The organism is Myxococcus dinghuensis, assembly GCF_024198235.1.
GTDB lineage: Bacteria > Myxococcota > Myxococcia > Myxococcales > Myxococcaceae > Myxococcus > Myxococcus dinghuensis.
The window spans coordinates 18,414-35,220 of sequence record NZ_JAKCFB010000052.1; the positions used below are offsets into that span (position 1 = coordinate 18,414).

13 protein-coding genes are annotated in these 16,807 nt (G+C 70.6%); 8 read left to right on the top strand and 5 right to left on the bottom strand.

Annotated elements, in window-relative coordinates; genetic code table 11:
- Positions 1-6: 6 nt before the first annotated feature.
- Positions 7-417 (bottom strand): hypothetical protein, encoded by a 411-nt coding sequence (locus tag LZ198_RS37990; protein ID WP_253977047.1) that lies wholly within the window; start codon positions 415-417, stop codon positions 7-9.
- Positions 418-528: 111 nt separating this feature from the next.
- Here LZ198_RS37990 and LZ198_RS37995 point away from each other — a divergent pair, with 111 nt between their 5' ends.
- Positions 529-2,148, top strand: a complete 1,620-nt coding sequence (locus LZ198_RS37995) for an MYXO-CTERM sorting domain-containing protein (RefSeq protein WP_253977048.1) — start codon at positions 529-531, stop codon at positions 2,146-2,148.
- A gap of 30 nt (positions 2,149-2,178) precedes the next feature.
- Here LZ198_RS37995 and LZ198_RS38000 read toward each other — a convergent pair whose 3' ends face one another.
- Positions 2,179-3,054 carry a hypothetical protein gene (locus LZ198_RS38000; RefSeq protein ID WP_253977049.1) on the bottom strand — a complete coding sequence of 292 codons (876 nt, stop codon included), beginning with the start codon at positions 3,052-3,054 and terminating at the stop codon, positions 2,179-2,181.
- 360 nt (positions 3,055-3,414) lie between these two features.
- Between LZ198_RS38000 and LZ198_RS38005 the strand changes: the two genes are divergently transcribed.
- The 5 genes from LZ198_RS38005 to LZ198_RS38025 all read left to right on the top strand — a co-directional run bounded on the left by LZ198_RS38005 (position 3,415) and on the right by LZ198_RS38025 (position 8,944).
- Complete coding sequence (locus LZ198_RS38005) at positions 3,415-4,836, top strand: hypothetical protein (RefSeq protein WP_253977050.1); 1,422 nt, start codon at positions 3,415-3,417, stop codon at positions 4,834-4,836.
- Positions 4,837-4,957: 121 nt separating this feature from the next.
- Positions 4,958-6,070: an XdhC family protein gene (locus LZ198_RS38010; RefSeq protein ID WP_253977051.1), complete on the top strand. Its 1,113-nt coding sequence runs from the start codon at positions 4,958-4,960 to the stop codon at positions 6,068-6,070.
- A complete protein-coding gene (locus tag LZ198_RS38015) occupies positions 6,067-6,654 on the top strand; it encodes a nucleotidyltransferase family protein (RefSeq protein ID WP_253977052.1) in 588 nt (195 codons plus the stop codon). The genes LZ198_RS38010 and LZ198_RS38015 overlap by 4 nt, the downstream gene beginning before the upstream one ends.
- 297 nt (positions 6,655-6,951) lie before the next feature.
- Positions 6,952-7,497, top strand: coding sequence for a YqgE/AlgH family protein (locus tag LZ198_RS38020; RefSeq protein WP_253977053.1), 546 nt, complete (start codon positions 6,952-6,954; stop codon positions 7,495-7,497).
- 184 nt (positions 7,498-7,681) lie between these two features.
- On the top strand, positions 7,682-8,944 hold the full coding sequence (locus tag LZ198_RS38025) for a hypothetical protein (RefSeq protein ID WP_253977054.1): 1,263 nt from the start codon (positions 7,682-7,684) through the stop codon (positions 8,942-8,944).
- A 75-nt stretch (positions 8,945-9,019) separates the two neighbouring features.
- On the opposite strand, the gene LZ198_RS38030 is transcribed toward LZ198_RS38025, so the two are convergent.
- On the bottom strand, positions 9,020-9,955 hold the full coding sequence (locus LZ198_RS38030; RefSeq protein ID WP_253977055.1) for an insecticidal delta-endotoxin Cry8Ea1 family protein: 936 nt from the start codon (positions 9,953-9,955) through the stop codon (positions 9,020-9,022).
- Positions 9,956-10,145: 190 nt separating this feature from the next.
- Complete coding sequence (locus tag LZ198_RS38035; RefSeq protein WP_253977056.1) at positions 10,146-10,466, bottom strand: hypothetical protein; 321 nt, start codon at positions 10,464-10,466, stop codon at positions 10,146-10,148.
- 159 nt (positions 10,467-10,625) lie between these two features.
- Between LZ198_RS38035 and LZ198_RS38040 the strand changes: the two genes are divergently transcribed.
- Together LZ198_RS38040 and LZ198_RS38045 are read left to right on the top strand one after the other, a co-directional pair.
- Positions 10,626-11,945 carry a hypothetical protein gene (locus LZ198_RS38040; protein WP_253977057.1) on the top strand — a complete coding sequence of 440 codons (1,320 nt, stop codon included), beginning with the start codon at positions 10,626-10,628 and terminating at the stop codon, positions 11,943-11,945.
- 316 nt (positions 11,946-12,261) lie between these two features.
- Complete coding sequence (locus tag LZ198_RS38045) at positions 12,262-13,824, top strand: sensor histidine kinase (protein ID WP_253977058.1); 1,563 nt, start codon at positions 12,262-12,264, stop codon at positions 13,822-13,824.
- Here the strand turns inward: LZ198_RS38045 and LZ198_RS38050 are convergent.
- The gene (locus LZ198_RS38050) at positions 13,764-16,511 is read right to left on the bottom strand and encodes a winged helix-turn-helix domain-containing protein (RefSeq protein ID WP_253977059.1); all 2,748 of its coding nucleotides are present in this window, start codon (positions 16,509-16,511) and stop codon (positions 13,764-13,766) included. The two genes, LZ198_RS38045 and LZ198_RS38050, sit on opposite strands and share 61 nt — an antisense overlap.
- Between the last annotated feature and the right edge of the window lie 296 nt (positions 16,512-16,807).

A 16,807-nucleotide genomic window follows, 5' to 3' on the forward strand; every position in this document is an offset into this window, starting at 1 on the left:
GTTTGCTCAGCGGGGCTCGGGGGGCGCCGGCAGCTCGCGCTCCAGGGCCTCCGCGGCGCCCGCGTCGCGCAGCACGCCGAAGCGCTGACGCGAGCACGCGAGCAGGTGCCCCGCGTAGACGGTGTCCGACAGCGCCTCCGCGTACTCGCCATGCGCCGCGAGCACCCGCGCCCGCTCGTCCACCAGGTGGGCGAGGATGCGCGCCTGCTCCGCGTGGGCGAACAGGCGCACCACGGAGCGCGCGTCGAACAGGAGCAGCGTGTCGAACTCCATCCCGAGCGTGGTGAGGCACGCCTCGCGCAGCCCCTGGAGGCACGCATCGCGTGACTGCTCCGCACGCATGCGGGCGAGGTTCGGGGCCAGCCGGCCGAGCTCGCGAAGGGCCTGGAGGGTGAGGACCTGACGCAGAAGGGGCATGCGGAGGGCAACTACACCTCGGACGCACGGAATCATCCAGTCCCACCGCTCCAGGGTCTCGCCGGCCATGGAGCGATGGACCGGTGCCGCCCACCGCGCCACACTCGGCGGATGCGCCCGTCACGCCTCGTCCTCGTGCTCCTGTTCCAGTCGCTCGCTGCCCAGGCCGCCGAGTATCGGGTCGGCCCGGACCAGGCGTATGCCAGCATCGGAGCGGTGCCCTGGGAAGCGCTCCAGCCCGGTGACACGGTGTACATCCACGCGCGACTCACGCCGTACGTGGAGAAGTGGGTGCTCGGACGCAGGGGCACCGCGACGGCGCCCATCACCGTGCGCGGCGTGCGCGATGAGGCGGGCAACCTGCCGGTCATCGTCGGCGAGAACGCGACGACCCGCTCGCAGCTCGACTTCTGGAACGAGCAGCGCGGCATCCTCAAGATTGGTGGCGCCAACTCGCCCGCGGACACCCTGCCCGCCTACATCGTGGTGGAGGACCTGCACCTGCGTCGCGCGCGCGGGTCGTTCACGGGCCGCTCCGGCTCCTCCTCGTACACCGCCAACGCCGCGGCCATCTTCATCGAGAAGGGCGAGCACATCACCATCCGGGGTTGCGTCCTGGAGGACAGCGGCAACGGCCTGTTCATCGCCAGCGAGACGTCGGACGTGCTCGTCGAGCGCAACGAAATCCGGGGCAACGGCAATACCGGCAGCATCAAGGAACACAACGCGTACACGGAGGCGCTGGGCATCACCTATCAGTTCAACCGCTTCGGCCCGCTGTGCGTGGGCTGCCAGGGCAACAACCTGAAGGACCGGTCCGCCGGCACCGTCATCCGGTACAACTGGATCGAAGGCGGCAACCGTCAGCTCGACCTGGTGGACTCCGAGAGCCCGAAGCTGCTCGCCGACGCGTCGTATGGACGCACGTTCGTCTACGGAAACGTGCTCATCGAGCACGATGGCGCCGGCAACCGGCAGATCATCCACTTCGGCGGGGACAGTGGGAACGTGGCGAACTACCGCCCCCAGCTCTACCTCTTCCACAACACCGTCGTCTCGACGCGCACGGACCGCACGACGCTGCTGCGCCTGTCCGACAACACGCAGACCGCCGATGTGACGAGCAACGTCGTCATGGTGACCGCCAGCGGTAGCAACAACCTGTCGCTCTCTGACGAGGCGGGGACGCTGCGCCATGGCGGCAACTGGTACGCCCCCGGCTACCTCCCGGCGTTCGGACCGGTCACCGGCGCCGTGGTCGATACAGGCGGAAACCTCACGGGCAGCAATCCAGGCTTCGTGGACCCGGCCGGGAACTACCACCTGGAACCGGCGTCCCCGCTTCGGGGCAAGGCGGTCGCGCCGCCCGCGGAGGCCCGTGGCATGCTCGTGGACCGGCAATACGTGAAGCATCGCGGCGCGGAGCAGCGCGTGGTGAGCAGCCCCGCGCATATCGGCGCCTTCGGTGACAGTGGCGACCCCATCCCCGGTTCGCCGGATCCAGAGACTCCCGACTCCGGCGTTCCCGACCCCGGGACTCCCGACGCGGGGCCCGATGTGCAGGACTCGGGGACGCCCGACGCGGGACCGGTCACGCCGGACTCGGGGACGACGAATCCACCGGGCGATGACGATGGAGGCTGTGGCGCCACGGGCGGAGGCTTCGCGGGCCCGCTCGGCCTGCTCTTCCTGGCGGCGCTCACACGGCGCAGGAGGCCAGCGCGGAGCTGAGGTGGAAACCGACGCAACTCCAAGGCCATCCTACGACGATTCCTCGGAGTCGAAGTCGCGGGAGCGGTGGGCCTTCAGGATTCGCACGAAGCTCTCACGCCGACGCGCCTCGGAACGACGCAGCGAGTCCAGATTGGCGATCCAGACCGCCGCGTACGACCTCGGGTCCTCGCGCACCACGTCGACGAGCGCGTCGAGGAAGTTCCGGACCCGCTCCGGCTCCCGCCGCGCGGCGGGCGTCACGACATCCCATTCATACTCCGCCACCTCGTGCAGCGCGCCCTCCACGAAGGTGAGCACCCGGAAGATGATGAGGAGCCACCCCTCCGGGCCCTCCTGGGTGAGCACCCACTCGAGGGCCTTGGAGTCCGAGGCGAGCTTCGGCAGTCCCTCGAGGTACGCCTGGAGCGCCTCGGCCGAGAGTTCCTCGCCGGGCAGGGGCGGTTCGACGACGGTCTCCTCGGGCAGGAGGTCGAGCGCGGGGCGGTCCGGCATGCCCTCGGGTGAGAAGACCACGGAGCCCAGCCGCTTGCCGCCCCCGCCGGCATAGGTCGCGAAGGCGTCGAGTCGCCGTGCCTCCAGGTCGAAGACATAGACATAGGCCACGCCCCCGGTCGCATCCGGCGAGACCGGGAGGCTCGAGTCCTCATCCGCCTTGCGGTCATCCTCCGCCCCATCGCCCCCCATCATGCAGGTGGACCAGCCCCAGGGGGCCTCGTCGATGAGCCGCGCCACCACGGCCCCAAGGTCCCCCCCGGCGCGCTTGACACGCCACATGAGGTGTTGCCCGAGGCCGATGGGATAGCCATCCCAGTGATGATAGACGCCGCGCCAGGGCCGCGAGGAGACGTGCTCGGGAATCCCCGAGCCCGTCGTGTACACAGCGATTGCACCGGGAGTCGACATGGAAGGGGAGTGTATCCCCCTTGCAGGACAAGCCCCGAATCGGTCGCTACCACCGGGTTGGCGTCGGCACCCACGGCTTCATCCATGCGCAAATCCGGGTGAGTCTGGAGGAAGGGTTTTTGGAGTCACCATTCCCACCCAACCCCATCCCGGCATCATGGACTTCTCGGCCGAGCAGGCCGAAGAGCCCCTCGATTCACTGGAGACGGCCGCGCTCGCGCTCGACGCCTGGTCCGTGTGTAGTCGCTCCGAAGGGGGTTCGGAGAGGTCGCTCCTCGGAGACGCCCAGCAGCAGGGGCTGGGGTCGAGGAACCTGCGCGGAGCTGCCCCCTGTACGACAACAGGGGCAGGCTGCGAGACTTGCGCCCAGTGGTCGCCCCCGCTCCTCCCGCCCAGACTCCCGCGTCGCGTCCCGCGTCCCCCGCGCCGGGCTGGCGTGGTTCGCTCGCGGTCTTCGCCACGGCCTTCGTCTTCCTCCTCGCGTTGGAGGCGCTCCTGCGCCGTCCCCCGTCGGAGGGCTGGCGTTTCCAGGCGTGGGACTCCGAGCGGATGATGCAGACGCTGTCGCTGCGGGAGCTGCGCGACGAGCCGCTGCGCTCGCTCTGGTATCTGCACATCCAACCGCCGCTGTTGGACGTGTTCCGCGCCACGCTCGCGCAGCTCCACCGTTCCCTGGACGGCGCGGCGCTGGTCGACGCCGTGGACCGCTGGACCTACGTCGCGTGGGCGGGCGTCTTCGCGCTCATCACCATGCTCGTCTTCCGCTGGGTATACCGGCTCGCGGGGCGCAACGTCGCGCTGGTGGGCGCGGCAGTGAGCACGCTCCACCCAGCGGCGCTCGCCTTCGCCACGCTGCTGGATGGCACGTTGGCCAGCGCCGCCGCGTTCCTCTGGTTCAGCTACGAGCTGTGGCGCTTCCACCGCGCCGAGGGCTCCGTGGCCCGGCTCGCCGCCGCGTCACTCGTCCTCTTCTACCTGCGCTCCATCTTCCAGTGGCCCTTCTTCGCCCTGGTGGCCCTGTGCCTGCTCGCGATGCGAGTCCCGCGCGGACAGGTGGCGCGATACCTCGGTGTGACGCTCCTGGTCGCGGGCCCCTACGTCCTCAAGCAGCAGGTGCTCTTCGGCACGCCGATGACCTCCACGTTCGACGGGCTCAACTTCTGCCGCGCCATCGGCATGGGGGAGCCGGACCTGGGCGCGGTGAAGCTGCCACCGGGCGCGCTCCCCACCTCGCTCCCCTCCCCCTCCAGCGCCGCGGTGTTGCGCGTGGAGGACAAGCTGGGAGGGCACTTCAACTACAACCACCTGGACTACCTGAGGTACTCGGCGGGACTGAAGCACGTCTGTCGCCAGGCCCTGCTCGCGCGGCCCGTCACCGCGACGCTGGCGTCGTTCGTCGAGAACGCCGCCCTGTACGGTCAGCCCTCCAGCCGCTACCAGCCCAATGCCCTCGTGGACCGGCTGCCCTGGCGGGAGCCACTCGACGTCGTGTTCTCGTGGCCGGTGCTCGCAATCCTGGGGCTCGCCCTGGGCATCGGCGCCGCCCGGAGACTGGAGGGCCGTGACGCGTGGCTTCGCGCGGCGGGACTGGTCCTGCCCGTGCTCTTCGTCTTCACGGTGAGCATCATGTTCGAGAAGGGCGAGAACATGCGGTTCAAGTACTTCCTCGAGCCGGTGCTGCTCGTCTTCTTCTGCGCGGAGCTGTCCCGCCTGACGTCCCGGGTCCTCTCCCGCCCTTCCGTCCCCACGTCCGCCGCCTCCGACGAACCGCTCGCCCGTTGACGAAAGCGGTGACGCCCGCCGACGTCCTGGACGCCCGGCTGCTCGTATCGTGACAGGAGTCGCACAATGGGTCCCGCCCGCGCGCGACGTGGGGGGCGCGGTGCTACGATGCGGGCCGGACATGAAGGACCTCGATGCCATTCTCCGCGCCCGTGAGCGCAGCCGGGGACCGTGGGTCCTGGCCACCGTGGTCGCCGTCTCCGGCTCTTCCTATCGCAAGCCCGGCGCCCGGATGCTGATGGGCGAGGACGGGTGGCTCGCGGGCGGTGTCAGCGGCGGTTGCCTGGAGGCGGACATCGTCCGCAAGGCGTTCTTCTGGACGAGCAGTGGCCCGCGCGTGCTGCGCTACGACTCCACGGGTGAGGGCGCCGAGGACGAGGGCGGACTGTCCTTCGCGCTCGGGTGCAACGGCGTGGTGGACGTGATGCTGGAGCGCTGTGAGCCGGGCCCGCTCGACGCGCTCGCCTTCGCGGACGAGGCGCGGCGTCAGGGGCGTCGCGCGGTGGTGGCCACCGTGTATCAGGGCCCCGCCAGCGCCCTGGGCACGCGGCTGATGATTCGCGACGACGGGCTGGAGGCCGGCGACGCGTCCGGCGCCCTGGGCGACGCCATGCGCGAGGCGGCGCGCGAGGCGCTCGCCGTGGGCCACACCTGGAGCGGCCCCTGCGCCGGCGCGGACGTACTGGTGGAGGTGGTGGAGCCACCGCACTCGCTGGTCGTCTTCGGCAGTGGCTTCGACGTCGCGCCCGTGGTGACCCAGGCCGCCGGGCTCGGCTGGCACGTCACCGTCGTGGCGGACCGGCCCGCGCCCACCCTGCGCCGCCGCTTCCCGCTCGCGCACGCGGTCGTGTCCGCGAAGGCGGGCGCCGCGGGTGACGCCCTGTCCCTCTCGTCGAGGACGCTCGCGGTGTTGATGACCCACAGCCTGCCCCAGGACCGGGAGCTGCTCGCGGCGCTGCTGCCGCGCAGGCTGCGCTATCTCGGCGTGCTCGGCCCGCGCTCACGGACGGAGCGGTTGCTGGAGGGACTGGCCTTCACGCCCACCGCCGCGCAGCTCGAGGCGCTGCATGCGCCCGTGGGCCTGGACCTGGGCGCGGAGGGCGCGGAGGAGATTGCCCTCTCCATCGTCGCGGAGCTCCAGGCCGTGGTGGCCGACCGCGCGGGAGGCAAGCTGCGCGACCGCCGCGCGCCCATCCACACGGTGGCGCCGCCCCCCGCGCGGAGGCTGGCGTGACGGTGGGCGTGGTGCTGCTCGCCGCGGGAGGCTCCTCCCGGCTGGGACAACCCAAGCAGCTCGTCACCCTCCAGGGGCAGAGCCTCGTACGCCGCGCGGCGGGCGCGGCGGTGGCGCTCGGCGAAGGCCCCGTGGTGGTGGTGCTCGGCGCGAGTCATGACGTCGTGGCCCCCCAGCTCGGGGACCTCCCCGTGCAACACGTGGCGCATGGAGGCTGGGCACAGGGCCCCGGGGGCTCGTTGCGCGCGGGGCTCCAGGCCCTGCTCGCGCGGGACGATGCGGGAAGGCTGGAGGCGGTGCTCGTCATGTTGTGTGACCAGCTCCGCGTCGATGTCGCGCACCTGCGCGCGCTGGTCGCCGCGTGGCGGGACTCGGGAAGGCCCGTGGTGGCCTCCGCCTATGACGGGACGCGCGGCGTCCCCGCGCTGTTCGCCCGCGCGGTGTTCGAGGAGCTGGACGCACTGCCTCCCGAGCAGGGCGCGCGCGGAGTGATTGCCCGCGAGCCCTCGCGGGTCGCCGAGGTGCCGCTCGCCGGTGGTGGCGAGGACGTGGACACCCCCAGGGACCTCGCGCGCTTGCGCTGACGTGAGACCCTCCGGCCTGACGCACGCGGACTTCGCGGCGCGGCTATCAGCCCACCGCCATCCGCTCTATGCTCCCGCCCCGACGCCGGGTGCCATCCGTCGAAGGGGGACTTCCAGCCATGGAGCAGCAGCGGCCCATCCTCATCCGCCTCCTCGCCATCGAAGGGGCGTCGGCGGAGCCCGAGGAAGCGCTCGCGCGGTCGAAGCAGCCGTGACGCCCGCGTCGCCATCCCGCCCTCGCGGGCCTTCGTCGCCATGACGCGCGCGGGAATCAAGCAAACCGTCCAACGACCTCCGTTGGCCCTGTGGCTCGCGCTCGCGCTGCCGATGCTGGTACTCTTCCCGGTGCTCCTCAACGCCCTGAAGGAGCGTGAGCACGTGCCCGTGGCCCCGAGGCCCGGCGTGCTCCTCGTCGCGCGCCCGGGTCGGGTCAGCGGTGCCTTCGACGAGACGGTGGTGCTGCTGCTGGAGACCGGTCCGGACCGCACGTGGGGCGTGGTGCTCAACCGCATGCGCCCCACTCCCGACGCGGCCCCGCCCCCGGACGTGGACCGCTGGGGTGGCCCGGTCCAACGGGGGAACCACGTCACCCTCACCCTCGAGGACCCGCCTCCCGAGGGAGCCATCCCCCTGCTGAAGGGCCTCTCCTGGCACCTGGGACGGCGTGAGGCGCGGTTGCCGGTCGGTCGCGCGCTCACCTTCGAGGGCCTGGCCGTGTGGGGCCCGGGCCAGCTCGAGTCGGAGATCGACCGGGGCGCGTGGTGGGTGACGCAGGCCACCGCCGCCGACGTCTTCACCGCGCCCGGCTCGCTGTGGGTGGAGCGCGCCTTCCAGCACCTGTGACGCGCGCGTCGTGGACCTGTCCGGTGCTCGCGCCTGCTCGCCTGGGTGCGCGAAGCGGTGCGGGGCCGCGAGCGTCCGCTGGCTGACACCGCCGCGGCTTCGCGCGGTGGATTCGGGTTGGAAGGCCCCGGGCCGTGGCTACTACCCGTGGGCCCCAATCGACACCCCTCCTGGATCCACCGCCATGCGACAGCTCCTTGCCCGCTCTTCGTCCCACCGTTTCCTCGCGCTGCTGATGACCACCTTGCTGACGGCCCCGCTGGCCCAGGCACAGACACCCGCGACACCGCTGGAGGACAACCAGCGCATCACCGAGGGCTACATCGCCATCGCCTACGAGCTGGGCGCGGTGCTGGACCCCACGTTGACGCCGGGCGGCAGCAGCGCCGTGCGTCCCAACTGGTTCACCTTCGCGCCCCACGCCTCGCGCACGGGCGGCGAGGGCATGCTGGCGGCCGCCATCGCCAAGCGCATCATCGCCGCCGCGCGCCTGCGGCCCTCGCTCTCCGTGACGCAGGCGCTGCAACGCGCGGGGCTCGGCGTCGAGCTGCGCGTGTCTCCCGAGCAGTTGGGCCTGGAGCTGGTGCTCCAGGGCCTGTCACCGGACGCCGCCGCGTCGCTCGGCTCGCTCATCACCTCGATGAACGGCGCGGCGCTGTTGGACGTGCGCACCCTGACGGCCACCGCCCTGCGTCTGGCGGCGCTGTACTGGAGCGCCCCGGGCTTCTGGCCGCTCGACAAGGCGGAGAGCGTGGTGCGCACGCTGGAGCGCACCCTGCACGAGGGCAACCTCGCCATCTTCGACGACATCGGCGGCTCCGGCCGGCTGTACCTCGACTGGCGCCGCACCGCGGGCGCGGTGACGCCCGAGCGGGTGCTCGCGGAGTTCACGCTGGTGGACGCGGTGCCGTCGCAGGCGGCGCAGGCGTACGCCTACGCGCTGGCGCACGCCTACGACACCCCGCGTCCCTACCTGTTCGAGCAGGTGTTCCCGGGCATCCACTACAAGAGCCTGCTCGTCGCCGCCTTCGCCCTCTACGAGAAGGCCCGCGTGGCGCCGACCCCCACCGAGCGCGACGCGCTGGTGGCCATGGGCAACAACTACATCGCCTGGCGCGAGCAGCACGACATGGCCCAGCCCGTCTTCTCGCCCGCGTCCCCCCGGCCGGACGAGGTGTCCCGCGTCGAGCTGCTGCGGCTGCTCACGCCGCTGCTGCGCACGGAGTTCGGGACGGTGGTCTGGAACTACGCCGACTTCGCGTACAGCCAGCCGGACCGGGACGGCAATCCCCTCACCTCGCCGCCCACCGAGTACAACTGGGCCGTCTTCATGGACCGGTGGACGGGCATCCTGTACGCCTTCGACCAGGCGTACCTCCAGCCCCGGGGCCTGTGGGTCATGCCGGGTCCCATCGTGGACCCCACGGCGCTCGCCGCCACGCCCTGAGGGGAGGACACCCCTTCGGGCCCGCCGTGAGCGGAGCGCTCGCGGCGGGCCCTCGTCGCGGATGGAGGGGCTGAGCTACTTGGGGGCTGACGGGGGCTCCGCCAATACAAGCTCACCGAGAACCTTCATGCCGTCCTGGAGGTTCGGGTCGTTTGTCTTGTCGCTGCTTGGCAATGCGCCTCGCCCGTTGCCGTCCCACGCCTTCAAGACGTCAACGACGATGCGATTGAAGTTCGTGCGACAGTCCGCCATGATATCTCGCCTGTTGTTCTGCGCCTCCGCGATCTTGGACATGTCCGACGGGAAGCCGTCGAAATGCGTCTTGCCCAAGAGTCGATCATGCCAGCGTAGATGGATCCTTGGCCTGGGAGGGTAGCCTCCCATGATTGTCTTGATGGTGATTTCAACCTGTTCGCCTCGCCAGGGGACGACGTGGTCGACGGCTCGGCGGCCTCCGGTCGCGTAGGACCGCGACCGCTCGACGAGGATGTCGGACCAGGCGGGTGCGTTGGGATTGTCGAGCTCCCAGGCCAGCTCCACCATTTCGCTCAGCAGGGCGATATGTAGCACCGCCATGGGCGTGAACGTGGGGAGCAGCTGCATGTTGGTGTAGTTGTTTTCCGTCAGAAAGAAGTTTGCATGGTTGTTGAGGTCGACATGTAGGCTCGCCATGACATTGAGCTTCTCTGGACCCACGAGACGATCCGCGTCCTCCAGGTTCCGCCGGTAGCCATTCATGAGGTCGAGTGCCCGTTGGACTTGTTCTTCCACGAGGCGCTGCTCGACGTAATCCTTGACCCAGTCGGTGATGGCATCCCAGAACTTCTGGAGGTCGATACCGCTGGGGCGCCAGAACAGGCCCACGATCGCGCTCAGCACGGAGCCGAAACCCGGGATGAGCCCGAGCGCCGCATTGGCAATCTCCCTGAGCTGCTCGTTGAAGGCGTCTTCGTTGTTCGAGTGAGCCTCACGCAGTGGCTTGAGCCTGGACTCCAGTTCGGTCTGATTCACCTGCCCACCCCTTGTTGGTTTGAAACTGAATGGGTGGTTATGTCACCCAAAGAAGGACGGGAACCCGGGGAGGGCTCGATGTCAGCTATCGGACGGCAGCTGGCACCGTGGGGCGATTGTGTTCATGGGCGAATCAAGGAAGGGCGTCGCCTTCCTTGAGCCGGTGCGGTTTCTGGGAGTGGCCCAGGGGCTACAGTTCGACAAGCTCAGGCAGGCACGCGGTGACTTCCTGGAGAGTGAATCGGCAATTCACGACGAGACACGCGGTGACGTACTGAATGTCGGGAAGGCCCAAGATGCAATTCGTCACACAGAGGTTTCCTTCCAGGTCTCCCTCGAGGACCCCGAGGCAATCGAAGAACCCATCGAGACTCTGGGCCGACACCTCGTTGTCACCAGTCGTTACGGGTGGGACATCAGAACCACCTTCGACGGTGGCATCCACGGGCCCGCAGCCCACGAACACGCCCAAAAACAACAGGCCAGCAAACAACTTCATCAAGTTCGACATTTGAGCACCTCCGAGTGTGTTGCAGTCGAGAGCGTCTCCGACTCGGGGCCGATGGACCACTCTACATTGGTCCAACTCCTGTGTTGAATTGGCACCAATACAATCCGCCCGCAGTGGCGGCTCGGACAGTGCGGGCCTCCTCACGAGCCGATTCCCCCCATGGAGTCGTGGCAGCGTGACCCTCTCCCCTGTATGATCTGGCACCAGAGGGGGGAGAAGATGAGGAATAGAGCGAAGAAGCGCTCCAGGAAGGCGCCTCCTGAGGCCCGGGCTGTCGCAGTCGTCGAGCGCGGAGTGCCTGAAATCGAACGCCGCTCGACGAGACGCGCCTACCTGTGGGCACAACAGGCCCGACTCCGTCCGCACATGTTCCTGGCCACCGTGGGGCTCGGCCTGCTGGCAGCTGGATTGCGCGCATACACCAAGCGCCACGAGGACTCGCCATGGTCTGTGTTCTTCTCCATGTGGCTTGGAGTCATCACTGGAGCCGCACCCATATTCGCCATCTCCTCCATACTCGAGATGTATTTCAGCAGCAGGGCTCCGAGGGTCGATGCGTCCTCTGCGCCCAATAACCCGAATTCACCCTGGCCCCAGACCCCTCCTGCTCGAGCCGGAGGGGCCAGCAATCTATTGGCGCCCCCCTCGGGCACTTCTGGCACCCACCCCCGAATGGAGCTGGCCCTGGACGAGCTCCCCAGGGGTCCCAGGCTCGCCGCGGTCCGAAGCCTCTTCCAACGGCATACACATACCAAGACCAGAGAGAGTGAAGCAGGCGAACCAGGCCCCTCTGGCGAGGCCGCGTCTGTCGTCGACCGTGGCACGCAGCCTGCTGCCGATGCTTCACCGAGCCCCCGCTTGGACCCTCGCCGGAGTGACATCGGTATCGAGGACGATTCATCCCTCGGCGTCTCGAACGCAGACTGCTATGCCGGCCTGCAAGAGCACATCAGGCTCGCTCGTACGAGAATCCAGCGGGAGATCGATGTCATTCAACGGAGGGGGAGTTCGAATCTGGCCTTGGGCTGCCTCATTACCCTCGCGGCAATCTCCCTCCTGGTCTTCACGGCATTTGTTCCCGCCCCTCCGACCGCGACAAACATCAGCAGCTATGACTACCTCATGAACCTGCCACACATGCTGATCCCAAGGATCTCCATCGTCCTCTTCGTCGAGTTCTTCTCCTTCTTCTTCTTGCGTCTGTACAGGTCGAGCGTCCAGGAGACGAAGTATTTCCAGAACGAGCTCACCAATCTTGATGCAAAGGCCATCGCTGTCGAAGTGGCCCTCTTGAGCGGCGACAAGGAGGCCATGAAGGGACTGGCCACGGAGCTGGCGCGAACCGAACGGAACTTCGTGCTGAAGAAGGATGAGACCACTGTGGAGCTGGAGGTGGTGAAAGCGGAGGTCCGAGGACTGCGGGAGGTGGTGTCTTCGGTGAACGGGCTGCTGCGTCCAGAACGACAGAAGACGTCTTGAAGTGCCTGACAGAACGGATACGGCATTCGAACCACCGTGAGGTCGACGCCCAGATGAAGGAGCGCCAGGTCGTTGCCAGAACGCAACGTCTCGGGCGACTCCCACCCTACGCGGGGTCTTCTACCGCACACCATGGGAGCGGAGGGCTCGCGGCGCCGCCCGGAGACGGACCCACCGAGCGGCCGGAAGGCCGGGACACGCGTCCCCAGGCGACGGGGGCGACTTGACGCATTTGGAGCGCCAGGGGACGGTTCATTTCTACATGAGCCCCCCGCAGTCCACCGCGTCCGGCCCCTCGCAGGAAGCGACTGTCGACATGTCCCCCCTCCCCGCGCTGCCCTCGGACGAGGACCAGCGCTCCGCCCAGGCCCGCCTGGAGATGCTGCGGGAGATGATGAGCGAGGCCTTCCTCTCGCTGGACGCGCAGGGCCGCATCCTCGAGCTGAATGGCCGCGCGGCCTCGATGCTGGGCATCCCCATCGAGCAGCTCCAGGGCCAGGAGCCGTGGGTCGCGGCCCCCGAGCTCGCAGGCACCCAGTTGCACGAGCGGTTGATGGCCGCGCTCGCCTCGCGCGAGGGGGCGCGCTTCCTGGCGGAGCTGCCCTCGCGAACCTGGCTGGACGTGACGGTGCGCGCCGTGGGCGAGGAGACGTGGGTGCTGGCCGCGGACGTCACGAGGCGGCGGCTCGCGGAGAGCGAGGTGGCGCGCACCGAGGAGCGCTTCCGCCAGTTGGGGGAGCGCTTCCAGGTGGCGCTCGACTCCGCGCAGATGGCCGTCTGGGAAACGAACCTCGCCACCGGCCACGTGTTCCGCTCCGCGGGGCACGACCGGCTCTACGGCTATCCCCGGACGCTCGACGAATGGACCCACGAGCGGTTCATCGAATCGCTCCACCCGGACGACCGCGAGCAGGTCCAGGACCAGCTGGGCGCCGTGTTCGCCAACGACGTGGACTCCTACACCTCCACGTTCCGGACCCACTGGCCGGACGGGACGTGGCACTGGCTCACCAGCCGCGCGCGCGTGCTGCGCGACGCGACGGGCAAGGTGGTGGTGGTCCGCGGCGCCATCCTCGACATCACCGCGCTGAAGGAGACGGAGGCGGCGCTCCAGGAGGCGGTGCGCACGCGCGACGACTTCCTGTCGCTGGCCAGCCACGAGCTGCGCACGCCGCTGACGTCGCTGCGACTGCAGGCCCAGCTGCTGCGGCGGCTGGGGGAGAGCCACCCGGACGAGGCGCTCGGCTCCCCCAAGGTCCTCGCGAAGCTGGAGGGCACCGAGCGACAGCTGCGCCGGCTGGGCGCGCTCGTGGACAACCTGCTCGACGTCGGCCGCATCCGCACCGGCAAGCTCGACTTCCACTTCAGCGAGGGCGACCTGAGCGCCGTGGTGGCGGACCTCGTCGCGCGCTTCGGGGACGAGGCGCGGCACACCGGCGTGATGCTGCATGCGCGCGTCGACGGCTTCATCGTGGGCCGGTTCGACCGGCTGCGCATGGAGCAGGTGGTGAGCAACCTCCTCTCCAACGCCCTGCGCTACGGCGGAGGCAAGCCCGTCCACCTGTCGCTCATGCGCCACGGCAGCGGCATCCAGCTCCTCGTGCGCGACGCGGGGCCGGGCGTCCCCGAGAAGGACCGGGACCGCGTCTTCGAGCGCTTCACCCAGGGCGACAACGCCCGCCGCCAGGGGGGCATGGGCCTGGGCCTCTACATCGTCCGCCAGATTGTCGAGGCCCACTCGGGCCGCATCCACGTCGAGGACTCTCCCGGCGGCGGCGCCACGTTCGTCGTGGAGCTGCCGCTCCAGGCGGACGCGCCTCAGCCGGAGGTCGACTCGTCGCGGACGAACGCGAACCCCTCCGCCACCTCCAACCGGTAGCCGGGGTCCTCGAACACCAGCCGCGCGCCGGAGCCCTCCAGCAGCTCCCGCAGGTGGCGGACGTGGACGCGCAGCGAGTTGTCGTGGAGCCGCGGGTCGTAGTCCGCCTCCCACATGGCGCGCACGCACGCCTCCTTCGACAGCGTCTTGCCGGGCTGGCGGGCCAGCGCGTACAGGAGCCGGCGCGGCAGCACGCGCTTCGCCAGGGAGTGGGTGCGCCCACCCACGCGCAGCTCGTGGTGACGCGCGTCGAGCACCACCGCGTCCTGGGCGGCGGGGGCCTCGGTGGCCAGCCGCGCGCCGGAGGACGTCACCACCCGCAGGGAGGCCAGCGAGCGGGCCAGCTCCGGGACCAGCTCCGGGTCCGCCTCGCCCTCGGCGGCGGCGCGCGCCGCGGCCTCCAGCGCGTCGCGGGTGTCGGTGGCGCGGCCCGCGAGCCGGTGCAGCATGGCGTGGGCCAGGTGCGCCAGCGCGCGCTCCATCGCGAAGTCCGCCCCCACCGCGAGCGGCCGGAGCGACGCCAGCAGCCCCGCGGCCCGGACGCTGTCTCCCGCCGTCGCGGCGGCCAGCGCGGCCAGCGCCCGCTGACGCGCGGCCACACCCGGCCGCACCTCCCGGGGCTCCACGTCGACGGCGCGCTCCAACTGCCGCTGGACGTCCGACGCCCGCGCCGCGTCCGCGCCCCGGGCCAACCCCTCCGCCCCGCGGGCACGCGCCGAGGCCGCCGCCTCGTCCAGGAGCGCGAGCCCCTCCGCGCGCCGCCCCAGCTCCAGCAGCATGCGCCCGGCGCAGACGCGCGAGAGGTGGTGCACGAAGAGGTAGCCCCCCTGCTCCGCGCGCGCCTCCGTCTGCCGCAGCCCCGCGAGCGCGGCGCGGCGCTCGCCTCGCTCCCCGCGCACCAGCGCCGCGATGCAGTCCAGCTCCAGCGCCAGCCGGGGCGCGCCCAGCTCCTCCAGCCGCTCGCGCACGCCCGCCAGCGCCGTCTCCGCCGCCTCGAAGCGCCCCAGGCGGCTGACGATGCCCGCGGACATCGCGGCCACCAGCGGACCGCGCGAGTGCAGCGGCTCCCCGCCCAGGAGGGACAGGCACTGGCTCAAGGGCGCCTCGAGCTCGTCGTCGCGTCCGTCGATCCAACACATCAACGCCCGCGCGTAGGCGCACCAGCCCAGCACGCGCGGGTCGTTCGTCGCGGCGCACGCGGCGCCGAGCATCTCCAACGACTCGTCCAGCCGGCCCTGGAAGAAGCGCAGCGCGGCCCAGGCGAGCAGTTGCTGCAGGAAGACCTCCGGGTCGCGCGGCATGGGCATGGCGCCGAGCGTGCGCTCACAGGCGTCCAGCTCCAGCGAGAACAGCGCCACGCGCACCAGCACGGTGCCCACCTGCTCCCGCAGGGCCAGCCCCTCGTCGTCGGACGCCTCGCCCAGCGACGACGACAGCGCCAGCAGCTCCGCGTACGCGCGGCGCAGGTCCAACAACCGCACCAGGGCGCGGGCCCGGGCCAGGCCCACGTGCGGCGTGCGCAGCGGCTCCGGCACGGAGCCGAGCAGCGCGAGCAGCTCGCCCGCGGCCCCCTGACGCACCAACGCCTCCGCCTGCTCGATGACGAAGGCCACGCGCTCCGCGTGCCGCCCCAGCGCCTGAAGGTGCCGGCACATGGCCCGCACCCGCACCACCTCCGGCAGCGGCTCACGCGCGAGGACGGCGAGCAGCGTCTCGTGGGCGTCGCGGGCCTCGCGCTCACCGAGCAACGACTGGAGGGCCTCGCGCACCAGGTCGTGGACGCCCTGCCGCCCCTGCGCGTCCGCCTCCACCAGGAGCCGCGCGCCCAGCCGCGCCAGCGCCACCTCCGCCGCGCCCCCCGGGAGCACGGCCCCGAGCGACGCGGCCGGCAGGGGCACCTCGCTCAGGGCGAGCACCGCCGCCAGCTTGCGTTCGTCCGGGGGCAGCGCGGAGAGGGCCGCGCGCACCGGCTCCTCCACGTCCGCGTCGTTGGCGTGCGCGCGTCGCAGGAGGAACGGCACGCCCCGCGAGCGGGCCCACGCCGCCGCGAAGCCCTCGCGCGCGCCGTAGAGCTGGTCGAGCTGGCGCCACAACATCCGCGCCGCGGACTCCGGCAGCCCATCCAGGCGCAGCTCGATGCGGTCCGGGCTCGCGGCGTGCCGGGGAACCACCTCGCGCGAGGTGGCCAGCAGCGCGCCGTGGCGCAGCCGCCCCCCGAGCCCCTCCAGCAGCGCGGAGCGCGCCTCCGGCGCGAGCGCGTGCAGGTCGTCCAGCACACACAGCGCGCGGCGCGACTCCAGCTCGCGCGCCAGGTCCTCCAACCGCGAGGCATCCGACAGCGCCTGCGCCACGGGCGCCTCGCGCAACTGCCGGCGCGCGTCGTCCACCACCGTGTCCAGCGTGTCTCCCGGAACGATGCGCCGGTGGATGACGAGGCCGCGGTAGCGCGCGGCCACCGCCGCCACCAGCGCGGACTTGCCTACGCCCGCCAGCCCGTACACCACCGCCGTGCGCACGCGCCGCAGCAGCGTCCCCAACCGCCGCACCTCCTCGGTGCGCCCCACGAACACCGCGGGTGGCCCCAATCCCTTGGGCGAAGGAGGCCGCGCGCCGCGCGCCGCGTCGCGATCCACGGAGGGAGACGTGACGCGCCTGCGGCTGCGGTGGCTGGACGGTCCGATGCGCATGTCGGGCTGGCTGACGACACAGCCTGACACACCCTGGGGCCGCGGCCCCATGTCCTCTCGTGGACGGGTGAGGTGCCCGTCCCCCACGTGCGGGCCGTCTCAGGTAGGGATTGCCGCGCCCGGGTGTGTTCCAGGGTCACTCCGCTTATTCACAGTTTGTCGCCCTCCAAGAAGGAATTGGCGCCAGGAATGAAACCGCCGAAAAAGAAATCGCGCATCATTCCCAGACTTCCCGATGGCCAAGAGCACGCATCGCGTCTGGTCAGCGCGCCATCGGGATTTCCGTCCGGAGGGCG

Excerpts from the sequence above, each read along its gene's own strand:
- LZ198_RS37990 (WP_253977047.1), bottom strand. The coding sequence starts at position 417 with ATGCCCCTTCTGCGTCAGGTCCTCACCCTCCAGGCCCTTCGCGAGCTC.
- LZ198_RS37995 (WP_253977048.1), top strand. The coding sequence starts at position 529 with ATGCGCCCGTCACGCCTCGTCCTCGTGCTCCTGTTCCAGTCGCTCGCT.
- LZ198_RS38000 (WP_253977049.1), bottom strand. The coding sequence starts at position 3,054 with ATGTCGACTCCCGGTGCAATCGCTGTGTACACGACGGGCTCGGGGATT.
- LZ198_RS38010 (WP_253977051.1), top strand. The coding sequence starts at position 4,958 with ATGAAGGACCTCGATGCCATTCTCCGCGCCCGTGAGCGCAGCCGGGGA.
- LZ198_RS38025 (WP_253977054.1), top strand. The coding sequence starts at position 7,682 with ATGCGACAGCTCCTTGCCCGCTCTTCGTCCCACCGTTTCCTCGCGCTG.
- LZ198_RS38035 (WP_253977056.1), bottom strand. The coding sequence starts at position 10,466 with ATGTCGAACTTGATGAAGTTGTTTGCTGGCCTGTTGTTTTTGGGCGTG.
- LZ198_RS38040 (WP_253977057.1), top strand. The coding sequence starts at position 10,626 with ATGGAGTCGTGGCAGCGTGACCCTCTCCCCTGTATGATCTGGCACCAG.
- LZ198_RS38045 (WP_253977058.1), top strand. The coding sequence starts at position 12,262 with ATGTCCCCCCTCCCCGCGCTGCCCTCGGACGAGGACCAGCGCTCCGCC.
- LZ198_RS38050 (WP_253977059.1), bottom strand. The coding sequence starts at position 16,511 with ATGCGCATCGGACCGTCCAGCCACCGCAGCCGCAGGCGCGTCACGTCT.